This window comes from Serratia sp. GW822-FHT06D09, assembly GCF_058799515.1.
In genome coordinates this window covers 88,250-99,295 of sequence record NZ_JBXALO010000013.1, presented here as the reverse complement: position 1 = coordinate 99,295, position 11,046 = coordinate 88,250, and the positions used below count along the sequence as shown (strand labels likewise).

Sequence of the window (11,046 nt, the reverse complement as noted above, 5' to 3'; positions counted from 1 at the left end):
GCTTACCTCGTTGCCGCCGCCTGGAAGGCACGTTCCAGATCGGCAATCAAATCTTCACTGTCTTCAATACCCACGGAGATACGCAGCAGGCTCTCGGAAATACCGGCCGCCGCACGGGCTTCTGCCGCCATACCTGCATGGGTCATGGTCGCTGCATGCGAGATCAGGCTTTCTACGCCGCCCAACGATTCTGCCAGAGTAAACAGCTCAAGGGCAGACAGAAAACGGCGCAATAGCGCTTCATCACCGTCCAGTTCAAAGCTGAGCATCGCGCCAAAACCGCGTTGCTGACGACGTGCAATCTCGTGCCCAGGGTTCTGTGGCAGAGAAGGATGATACAGCTTTTTCACCAAGGGTTGCTGCTGTAAATAACTGACAATAGCTTCGGCGTTTTGTTGCGCCGCCTTGATACGCGGCGACAGGGTACGCATGCCGCGCAGCAACAAATAGCTGTCGAACGCGCCGCCGGTCACGCCGATATTATTGGCCCACCACGCCAGCTCCACCGCCAGATCTTTATCTTTGGCGATCACCGCGCCGGCGACCACGTCGGAATGGCCGTTAAGATATTTGGTGCAGGAATGCACCACCAGATCGGCACCCAGCCCGATGGGTTGCTGCAGCGCCGGGCTGAGGAAGGTGTTGTCCACCACCGTCAAGGCCCCCACTGCGTGTGCCGCATCGCATATCGCCGCAATATCCACCACCCGCAGCAGCGGGTTACTTGGACTTTCAATCAGCACCAGCTTGGGCTTTTGCGCCAACGCCTGCTGCAGCGCCTCTTCATTCCCCTGATCGACAAACAGCACGCGGTAAGCGCCACGCTTGCTGAGGCTATCGAACAACCGGTAGCTGCCGCCGTAGCAATCATGCGGCGCCACCAGCAGATCGCCGGGCTGCAGCAATACGGTGGTCACCAGATGGATCGCCGACATTCCGCTGCTGGTCATCACCGCACCGGCACCGCCTTCCAGTTCCGCCAGCGCACGCTGGACCACGTCACGCGTCGGGTTACCGCGGCGCGAGTAGTCATGAGCGCGAGGCTGATTGAAGTCGGTAAAATTATAGGTGCTGGAAAGGTGGATCGGCGGAACAACGCAGCCGTACTGTTCGTCATCGTTCAGGCCGCTACGTACGGCAATCGTGGCAGGTTTACGCGTCATAGGGTCGCTCGGCTCTCGGGATTCGGATGAATGAGGCCTAAAGATTAATCGCAGCGAGGATAGACGTCAATACATCTGGACATCTAAACTTCTTTGCGTATAGATTGAGCAATGCCCTAATACCCGCTAAAATTATGCCGGTTTGATATGACGATACGATGTTAACCCGGAATGCATAGGCGACACCTATTGATCGTCCGCATTCAGTGACCCTGGTCGCGTATAATTGACATTTATTTAGTGAGAACAGTGAAGATCGGGCATAATTGGCCGGTTTTTAGAATTTTGTAATTTTTCTGACAAATTTAAGGTGTCCCATGGCTGAGTGGAACGGCGAGTATGTCAGCCCTTACGCTGAACACGGTAAAAAAAGCGAGCAAGTCAAAAAGATCACGGTATCCATTCCGCTGAAGGTCCTGAAAATCCTCACCGATGAACGGACCCGTCGCCAGGTCAATAACCTGCGCCACGCCACCAACAGCGAATTGCTGTGTGAAGCGTTTCTGCACGCCTTTACCGGCCAGCCGCTGCCGAACGACGAAGACCTGCGCAAAGAACGCAGCGATGAAATCCCGGAAGCCGCGAAGCTGTTGATGCGTGAATTGGGTGTGGATCCCGATACCTGGGAATACTAAGCGCCGGTCTGCGAAAGCAGACGGTAGAAACGAAAAAAGGCGCCGAAGGCGCCTTTTTCATCTGACGATAAGAAATCTTATTTCTTAGCGCCTGGCACGCTGAAACGCTTGTTGAAGCGGTCAACGCGGCCACCGGTAGCAACGTCACGCTGCTTGCCAGTGTAGAACGGGTGGCATTCGCCACAAACGTCCAGGTTCAGATCGTGACCCACGGTAGAGCGGATTTTGATCACGTTACCGCAAGAGCAGTTAGCAGTAACTTCTTCGTATTTTGGGTGGATACCTTGTTTCATGGGAAACCTCAGTTAAGGCCGTGTCGCTATCCAGCCCTGTTTCGCCAGACACCACACGTGGTTGATAATAAAATTTGGTATCGAATTATACCAAAGGCGGCAAATTATACAGAATTAAAAGTACCACGCAATCGGAACCGTACATTTGCCGATGCGCCGTGTAAACTGATGGACTGTTTTTTTACTCTGGATGACCTCAATGCCTGTTGTTCACGTTGCTTTGCCGGTACCCCTCGCCCGCACCTTCGACTATCTGCTGCCGCAAGGCCTGCAGCCTGCGGTCGGCGCGCGCGTAGGCGTTCCCTGGGGCAAGCAGCGGGCGATCGGTATCGTCACCGGCTGCAGCGAAACCAGCGAATTGCCGCTGGATAAGCTCAAACCGATCGACAGCGTGATCGACGACGCCTCCTTATTTTCCTCCAGCCTGTGGCGCATTCTTCGCTGGGCCAGCGACTATTACCATTACCCGATCGGCGAAGTGCTGTTCCACGCGCTGCCCATCCTGCTGCGTCAGGGGAAAGCGGCGGAAACGGCCCCGCTGTGGCAATGGTTCGCGACCGAACAGGGCCGCGCCACGCCGCCGGAAAGCCTGAAGCGCGCCCCCAAACAACAGCAGGCGCTGGCGGCATTGCTGCAACGCCCGGTTTATCGCCACCAGGTCAATGAACTGGCGTTAACCGAGAGCGCTTTGCAGGCCTTGCGCACCAAGGGGCTGGTCGATTTACGGGCCCAGACGGTAGCAACGCAAGACTGGCGGCCCGGCTTTGAAGTGCTGGGCGAACGGTTACGATTGAACACCGAGCAGGCAACCGCCGTGGGTGCCATCCGCAGCGAAGATACTCAGTTCGCCGCCTGGCTGCTGGCCGGGGTCACCGGCTCCGGCAAAACCGAGGTCTATCTCAGCGTGCTGGAAAACATTCTGGCTGCCGGCAAACAGGCGCTGGTGCTGGTGCCGGAAATCGGCCTGACGCCGCAAACCATCGCCCGCTTTCGCGAACGCTTCAATGCGCCGGTAGAGGTGCTGCACTCCGGTCTTAACGACAGCGAACGGCTGTCGGTGTGGTTGCGCGCCCGCAGCGGCGAAGCGGCGATTGTCATCGGCACCCGCTCGGCGCTGTTTACCCCGTTTGCACGCCTGGGCGTGATCATCATCGACGAAGAGCACGACAGCTCTTATAAACAGCAGGAAGGCTGGCGCTACCACGCACGCGATCTGGCGGTGTTTCGCGCCCGCGAGGAAAACATCCCGATGGTGATGGGCTCCGCGACGCCGGCGCTGGAAACGTTGCATAACGTGCAATTGGGCAAATATCGCCAGTTGAAACTCACCCAGCGTGCGGGCAACGCCAAACCGGCGGCTCAGCACCTGATCGATCTGAAAGGCCTGCCGCTGAAGGTGGGGTTGTCGCAGCCGTTGCTGAAAAGCATGCAGCACCATTTGAAGGCCGGTAACCAGGTGATGCTGTTCCTTAACCGTCGTGGCTACGCCCCGGCGTTGCTGTGTCACGAATGCGGCTGGATTGCCGAATGCCAGCGCTGCGATCATTATTACACCTTCCACCAAAACCAACGTCAACTGCGCTGCCACCACTGCGACAGCCAGCGCCCGGTACCGCACCAGTGTCCGCAGTGCGGTTCGACGCACCTGGTGTCGGTGGGCGTCGGCACCGAACAGTTGGAAAACGAACTGGCGCCGCTGTTCCCGGAAACGCCCATCACCCGCATCGATCGCGACACCACCAGCCGCAAGGGCTCGCTGGAACAGCACCTGGCGGATATTCACCGCGGCGGTGCGCGTATTTTGATCGGTACCCAGATGCTGGCAAAAGGGCACCATTTCCCGGATGTCACGCTGGTGGCCTTGCTGGACGTTGACGGTGCGCTGTTCTCGGCCGACTTCCGTTCCGCCGAGCGTTTTGCCCAGTTGTATACCCAGGTTTCCGGTCGTGCCGGCCGGGCAGGTAAAGCCGGCGAAGTGTTGCTGCAAACCCACCATCCGGAACATCCGCTGCTGCAAATTCTGTTGCAACAGGGCTACGACGCCTTTGCCAAACAGACGCTGGCAGAGCGCAACAGCGTATTCCTGCCACCCTATACCAGCCACATCATTGTCCGTTCGGAAGATCACGACAACCAACAGGCTCCGCAATTCCTGCAGCAATTGCGCAATCTGCTGGAAGCCAGCCCGCTGAAGGACGATTCACTGTGGGTGATGGGGCCGGTTCCCGCGCTGCAGTCAAAACGCGGCGGCCGTTTTCGTTGGCAGTTGCTGTTGCAGCACCCTTCACGGCAGGTGTTACAACGGCTGATGAAGAGCACCCTGCCGTTAGTCGGTACCCTGCCGCAGGCACGCAAGGTGAAATGGACGCTGGACATCGACCCGATAGACAGCTGAACCCAGAAAAGTCTGATTCAGTTCCTGCCAGGCAAACGTTTACCCTTGAAATTGCGAGCGAACGCTAAAAAACCTCCTCAGGTCACACTTTTTATGCAAATTAGGTAACAAAGGCAGGACATATTCTGTTTAGAATGTCTGTGAAGGCAATTTTGTCACCGCTGCACTACCGTGACCGAATGTTTAAGCGCGGATGGCGCTAAATCATAACAACTCCACCGCACGCCAGAATTTGTGAGCAAACTGAAGTAGTCGCGTTGGCATGGGGCTAACGCAAGGAGAAAGGCGTTGGAACACAAGAAAGAATTATCCATGGCAACCATGAAAGACGTTGCCGAAATGGCGGGCGTTTCAACGGCAACCGTGTCGCGTGCGTTGATGAATCCGGAAAAGGTGTCAACGCCGACGCGTCAGAAAGTGGAACAGGCCGTGCTGGCCGTAGGCTATTCTCCTCATGCCCTCTCCCGTAATATCAAACGCAACGAATCCCGCACCATCCTGGTGATCGTCCCCGACATTTGCGATCCCTTTTTCGCCGATGTGATCCAGGGGATCGAGCAAACCGCGGCACAACAGGGTTATCTGGTGCTGATTGGCGACTGCGCGCAGCAAAACCAACAGGAACGCACTTTCGTCAATTTGATTATCACCAAGCAAATCGATGGCATGCTGCTGCTCGGCTCCAACCTGCCGTTCGACGCCAGCAAGGAAGAACAACGCAATCTGCCGCCGATGGTGATGGCCAACGAGTTTGCCCCGGAGCTGGAACTGCCGACGGTACACATCGATAACCTGACCGCCGCCTTCGAGGCCGTGCATTATTTACATCAGCTCGGACACAAGCAAATCGCCTGTGTCGCCGGGCCTGAACAGATGCCGTTGAGCCATTATCGGCTGCAAGGTTACATTCAGGCGCTACGTCGTAATGGCATTAGCGTCGAAAGCAGCTATATTACCCGAGGTGATTTCACCTACGAAGCTGGCGCGCAGGCGCTCGCGGCGCTGATGGCGCAACCAAAACCACCGACGGCAGTCTTCTGCCATAGCGACGTAATGGCGATTGGCGTGCTGTCGCAGGCGAAAAAAATGGGGCTGCGGGTACCGCAGGACCTCTCCATCGTCGGCTTTGACGACATTAAACTGGCGCAGTATTGCGATCCGCCGTTAACCACGGTGGCTCAACCGCGCTACCAGATTGGCCAGCAGGCAATGCTGTTGCTGTTGGAGCAGTTGCACGGACAGAACGTGGCCAGCGGCTCCCGGCTTTTGGACAGTGAATTGATTATCAGAGGCAGCACGGCTGCCCCTAAACGCTAGTCAAACATTTTAGGGTTCAGTAACATGACGGACTTATCCCCTCATCAGGACACAGCGGAATAATAGTGGCACAAAAAGACTATGTAAGCCGTGGGCGCGCAGCAGGAGCTAAGCGAAAAACCCCCAGCCGTAAAAAACGCAGTTCTCCGAAGGTCTCCAAAACCGTGTTGGCGCTGGCCGTCGCACTTCTGGTGATATTTGTCGGTGGCCTCTATTTCATTACGCACAACAAGCCGGATGACGTGCCGCTGCTGCCTGCGCACACCAATCGTCCGGGCAATGGCCTACCGCCGAAGCCGGAAGAACGTTGGCGTTATATCAAAGAGCTGGAGAATCGCCAGATTGGCGTACAAACCCCGACCGAACCGACGGCCGGCGGCGAAGCCAACTCCAAGACTCAGCTGACCGCCGAGCAGCGCCAACTGCTGGATCAAATGCAGGCGGATATGCAACAGCGCCCGACGCAGCTCAATGAAGTGCCGTATAACGACCCTTCACAAGCCGCTGCGCGTAACAACCGCCAGCAGCAACAGCAGATGCAACAGCAGCCAATCCAGCAGCAACAGGTCCAACAGCAGCCGCAGGTGACTCAGCCGCGTAATCCATTTAACAACGGTGCGACGACACAGCCGGTGCAGCAACAGCCTAAGCCGCAACCCAAACCGCAGCCGGTCACACCGCCGCCTGCGCAGGTTAAGCATCCTGAGCCAAAACCGCAGCCGAAACCGGAAGTGAAACAGGAAACGGCCAAGCAGGAAACGGAAACCAAGCCAGAATCGAAGCAGAAGTGGATGGTACAGTGCGGCTCGTTCCGCGCCACCGATCAGGCAGAATCCGTACGTGCGCGCCTGGCGTTTGAAGGCATCGAAAGCCGTATCACCGCCGGCGGAGGCTGGAATCGCGTGGTTCTTGGCCCATACAGCAGCCGGGCTGCTGCGGACAAAACCCTGTCGCGCCTGAAGGGCGTAGGCATGTCAAGTTGCATTCCCCTCTCCGTTGGGGGTTGAAAAGCGTCAATCCCCCCCCATCTATACTCTCAATATGCCTCGTAGTGTCTGCGCAAGCAGATGCTACGAGGGCTTCTTTCCGTCTTCAACGAGGGTCTGCTCGTGACAACAATTGTAAGCGTACGCCGCAACGGCCAGGTAGTGATCGGTGGCGATGGCCAGGCCACCTTGGGCAATACGGTAATGAAGGGCAACGTCAAGAAAGTACGTCGCCTGTATAACGATAAAGTGATTGCCGGTTTTGCCGGTGGCACCGCGGATGCCTTCACGCTATTTGAGCTGTTCGAGCGCAAGCTGGAAATGCACCAGGGTCACCTGGTGAAAGCAGCCGTTGAATTGGCGAAAGACTGGCGTACCGACCGCATGCTGCGCAAGCTCGAAGCGCTGCTGGCCGTCGCGGATGAAAACTCATCGCTGATCATCACCGGTAACGGTGACGTGATCCAGCCTGAAAACGATTTGATTGCGATTGGCTCCGGCGGTCCGTACGCCCAGGCAGCCGCTCGTGCGATGTTGGAAAATACCGAACTGAGCGCCCGCGAAATTGTTGATAAATCCCTCAACATCGCCGGCGACATCTGTATTTACACCAACCATTTCCACACCATTGAAGAATTGCCTTCCAAAGCGTAAGGATCGAATACTATGTCTGAAATGACCCCGCGCGAGATCGTCAGCGAACTGGACAGCTACATCATTGGCCAGAACAAAGCCAAACGTGCCGTTGCCATCGCCCTGCGTAACCGCTGGCGCCGGATGCAGCTCAACGAGATGCTGCGCCATGAAGTCACACCAAAGAACATTCTGATGATCGGCCCGACCGGCGTCGGTAAAACCGAAATCGCCCGCCGTCTGGCGAAGCTGGCCAACGCGCCGTTCATCAAGGTTGAAGCCACCAAGTTCACCGAAGTGGGCTACGTCGGTAAAGAAGTGGATTCCATCATCCGCGATCTGACCGATGCCGCGATCAAAATGGTGCGCCTGCAGTCAATCGACAAGAACCGCACCCGTGCCGAAGAGCTGGCCGAAGAGCGTATCCTCGATGTGCTGATCCCGCCGGCCAAGAACAACTGGGGCCAGGCGGAAGAGCATCAAGAGCCTTCTGCTGCACGTCAGGCATTCCGCAAGAAACTGCGTGAAGGCCAGTTGGACGATAAAGAAATCGAGATCGATCTGGCTGCCGCGCCGATGGGCGTGGAGATCATGGCTCCTCCGGGCATGGAAGAGATGACCAACCAGCTGCAGTCGATGTTCCAGAACCTCGGCGGCCAAAAGCAGAAACCACGCAAGCTGAAGATTAAAGAAGCCTTCAAACTGCTGGTGGAAGAAGAAGCGGCCAAACTGGTGAACCCGGAAGAGCTGAAAGAACAGGCGATTGAAGCGGTTGAACAGCACGGCATCGTGTTTATCGACGAGATCGACAAAATCTGTAAGCGCGGTGGCCAGAGCTCCGGCCCGGACGTGTCACGTGAAGGCGTTCAGCGCGATCTGCTGCCACTGGTGGAAGGCTGTACCGTCTCCACCAAGCACGGCATGGTGAAAACCGATCACATTCTGTTTATCGCCTCCGGCGCATTCCAGACCGCCAGCCCGTCAGATTTGATCCCGGAACTGCAGGGCCGCCTGCCGATCCGCGTTGAATTGCAGGCGCTGACCACCGAAGATTTCGAGCGCATCCTGACCGAGCCAAGCGCGTCGCTGACCGAGCAGTACAAAGCGCTAATGGGTACCGAAGGCGTCAATATCGACTTCACCGCCGATGGCATCCGCCGCATCGCAGAAGCCGCATGGCAGGTTAACGAAAGCACCGAAAACATCGGCGCGCGTCGTTTGCACACCGTGCTTGAGCGTCTGATGGAAGATATTTCCTATGATGCGAGTGAAATTAATGGTCAATCCATTACAATTGATGCGGATTACGTACGTAATCATCTGGATGAACTGGTAGCGGATGAAGATTTGAGTCGTTTTATCCTATAATCGCTCAATCATGTCCAGTCAGTCATCTGTGGGAGGCATTGCCTCCCACAATTATTTCTAACGGACACAGCCACTAACTCTGAAGCGAAAAATGAGCTCATCAACTACCACCTCCCCGGCCAGAGCCTGGCTTGAAAGTTTACGACCGCGCACCCTGCCGCTGGCCTTTGCCTCGATCGTCGTCGGTTCCGCCATTGCCGCCTGGCAAGGCAGCCTGAAACCCGGCGTGGCGCTGCTGGCACTCCTGACTGCTGGCCTGCTGCAAATCCTCTCCAACCTGGCGAACGACTATGGCGATGCGGTAAAAGGCAGCGATAAAGAAGATCGCATCGGGCCGTTGCGCGGCATGCAGAAAGGCATGATCACCCAGGCACAAATGAAGCGCGCGCTGGTGGTGACGGTAGTGTTGATCGCGATTGCCGGCTGTTCATTGATCGCCGTGGCCTGCGAACAACCCAGCGACGTGGTGGGCTTCCTGGTGCTGGGCGGGCTGTCTATCGTCGCCGCCATTACCTATACCGTCGGCACCAAACCCTATGGCTATCTGGGGCTGGGTGACATTTCGGTGCTGGTGTTCTTTGGCTGGCTGAGCGTGGCAGGCACCTACTACCTGCAAACCCATGCGTTCGACAGTATCGTGATGTTGCCGGCCACGGCCTGCGGCCTGCTGGCCACCGCGGTGCTGAACATCAATAATTTGCGCGATATCGAAAGCGACCGCGCCAACGGCAAAAATACGCTGGCGGTACGCCTTGGGCCACAGAATGCACGCTATTACCACGTGGCGCTGCTGATCGGCGCAGTAGCCTGCTTCGCGCTGTTCACGCTGCTTAACCTACATAGCCCGTGGGGCTGGCTGTTTGTCCTGGCTATCCCGTTACTGGTGCGCCACGGCCTGCGCGTGTTACGCGATCCAACGCCGGCAGGCATGCGCCCGATGCTGGAACATATGGTCAAAGCGGCGCTGTTGGCCAATGTGTTGTTCGCGATTGGCGTGGTGCTCAGTTAGCCATCGAACTGATGATTTTGCCAACAGGGCGGATAAAGGGATATACTGGTTATTCCAGCGGCAAACAGACGTAAAATCCTATGAAATACGATACTTCCGAACTTTGCGACATCTATCATGAAGAGGTAAACGTTGTTGAACCTCTATTCTCCAATTTTGGCGGGCGTACTTCATTTGGCGGGCAAATCACTACGGTGAAATGCTTTGAGGATAACGGCCTGTTATTCGAGCTGCTTGAAGAAAACGGTCGCGGCCGTGTTCTGGTGATTGATGGCGGTGGTTCGGTTCGCCGTGCCCTGATCAACGCAGAACTGGCGCGCCTGGCTACCCAGAACGAATGGGAAGGCATCGTGGTTTACGGTGCGGTACGCCAGGTGGACGATCTGGAAGAACTGGACATCGGCATTCAGGCGATGGCGGCCATTCCGGTCGGCGCCGCCAGTGAAAGCATCGGCGAAAGCGACATCCGCGTAAACTTTGGCGGCGTGACCTTCTTCTCCGGCGATCATCTGTATGCCGACAACACCGGTATTATTCTGTCCGAAGACCCGCTCGATATCGAGTAATCTTCCGACATGAAAAAGGGCGCCTCAGGCGCCCTTTTCGATCGTGCAATACGGAATCAGACTTCTTCCATTTTGCCCAACAGCGCGCGCAGGCGGTCTTGCCATACGTGCTGCTCTTCTTTCAGTTGCTGGTTCTCGCGTACCAGCGATTCCTGGTTGCCGGAGGCAGCCTGAACTTCCTGAGACAGAGTATTGTTTTTTTCTTTCAGCTCTTCAATTTCCATCTGCAGCAGGGTGATGGTATCGATCGCCTGCTGAACTTTTGATTCCAATTTCTCAAATACTTCAAATGACATTCTTCAGTCCCCTCATGATAGCAAGGCGTACATCTATAGGTAACGGCCGCAACTCAGGTTGCAACTGCTGCGAATATGCATCGCGCCAAGTGACACACGCTTTTATTGAAAATAACGCGCCTGTCTCGATAAAACGCTTCTTTCGATAAAAACGATTGTAAGTAGCCTGTCCCCGGCTGTCTAGCAACATCCGGCTCATCGCGCAGTCTGTTGCAATTTTCCTGCCCCCACCATCAGCAAAAACCGAAAATGCCTCTCGGTCATAAATTGATTTGTTAACAGTCGGGGATAAAAGCACTGGTCAGATCACAGTTTTATGGAGCAGAAAGAACACAAAACGACGCGAATTCGCTCAATTTTATGACGAAGCACACACATTTTGATT

General features: G+C 56.1%; 11 protein-coding genes. 8 read left to right on the top strand and 3 right to left on the bottom strand.

Annotated features, from left to right (window positions below):
* Window positions 1–2: 2 nt before the first annotated feature.
* Window positions 3–1,163: a cystathionine gamma-synthase gene (gene metB / locus AC1RKG_RS22745; RefSeq protein WP_020837533.1), complete on the bottom strand. Its 1,161-nt coding sequence runs from the start codon at window positions 1,161–1,163 to the stop codon at window positions 3–5.
* A gap of 317 nt (window positions 1,164–1,480) precedes the next feature.
* Between metB and metJ the strand changes: the two genes are divergently transcribed.
* Complete coding sequence (metJ, locus tag AC1RKG_RS22740) at window positions 1,481–1,798, top strand: met regulon transcriptional regulator MetJ (RefSeq protein WP_012147461.1); 318 nt, start codon at window positions 1,481–1,483, stop codon at window positions 1,796–1,798.
* A 77-nt stretch (window positions 1,799–1,875) separates the two neighbouring features.
* Here metJ and rpmE read toward each other — a convergent pair whose 3' ends face one another.
* Window positions 1,876–2,091 carry a 50S ribosomal protein L31 gene (gene rpmE, locus AC1RKG_RS22735; protein WP_012147462.1) on the bottom strand — a complete coding sequence of 72 codons (216 nt, stop codon included), beginning with the start codon at window positions 2,089–2,091 and terminating at the stop codon, window positions 1,876–1,878.
* A gap of 199 nt (window positions 2,092–2,290) precedes the next feature.
* On the opposite strand from rpmE, the gene priA reads away from it, so the two are divergent.
* From priA to rraA, 7 genes are all read left to right on the top strand, one after another.
* Window positions 2,291–4,486, top strand: coding sequence for a primosomal protein N' (gene priA / locus AC1RKG_RS22730; protein WP_020837534.1), 2,196 nt, complete (start codon window positions 2,291–2,293; stop codon window positions 4,484–4,486).
* 288 nt (window positions 4,487–4,774) lie between these two features.
* Complete coding sequence (gene cytR, locus AC1RKG_RS22725) at window positions 4,775–5,803, top strand: DNA-binding transcriptional regulator CytR (RefSeq protein WP_020837535.1); 1,029 nt, start codon at window positions 4,775–4,777, stop codon at window positions 5,801–5,803.
* Window positions 5,804–5,868: 65 nt separating this feature from the next.
* Window positions 5,869–6,810: a cell division protein FtsN gene (gene ftsN / locus AC1RKG_RS22720; RefSeq protein ID WP_020837536.1), complete on the top strand. Its 942-nt coding sequence runs from the start codon at window positions 5,869–5,871 to the stop codon at window positions 6,808–6,810.
* 102 nt (window positions 6,811–6,912) lie between these two features.
* Entirely contained in the window at window positions 6,913–7,443 is a 531-nt protein-coding gene (gene hslV, locus AC1RKG_RS22715; protein WP_012147466.1) for an ATP-dependent protease subunit HslV, read from the top strand.
* Between the two features lie 12 nt (window positions 7,444–7,455).
* On the top strand, window positions 7,456–8,790 hold the full coding sequence (gene hslU, locus AC1RKG_RS22710; protein ID WP_020837542.1) for an ATP-dependent protease ATPase subunit HslU: 1,335 nt from the start codon (window positions 7,456–7,458) through the stop codon (window positions 8,788–8,790).
* Window positions 8,791–8,881: 91 nt separating this feature from the next.
* Window positions 8,882–9,799, top strand: a complete 918-nt coding sequence (locus tag AC1RKG_RS22705; protein WP_020837544.1) for a 1,4-dihydroxy-2-naphthoate polyprenyltransferase — start codon at window positions 8,882–8,884, stop codon at window positions 9,797–9,799.
* An 80-nt stretch (window positions 9,800–9,879) separates the two neighbouring features.
* On the top strand, window positions 9,880–10,365 hold the full coding sequence (gene rraA / locus AC1RKG_RS22700; RefSeq protein WP_020837546.1) for a ribonuclease E activity regulator RraA: 486 nt from the start codon (window positions 9,880–9,882) through the stop codon (window positions 10,363–10,365).
* Window positions 10,366–10,421: 56 nt separating this feature from the next.
* Here rraA and zapB read toward each other — a convergent pair whose 3' ends face one another.
* Window positions 10,422–10,661, bottom strand: a complete 240-nt coding sequence (gene zapB / locus AC1RKG_RS22695; protein ID WP_020837547.1) for a septal ring assembly protein ZapB — start codon at window positions 10,659–10,661, stop codon at window positions 10,422–10,424.
* Window positions 10,662–11,046: the final 385 nt, after the last annotated feature.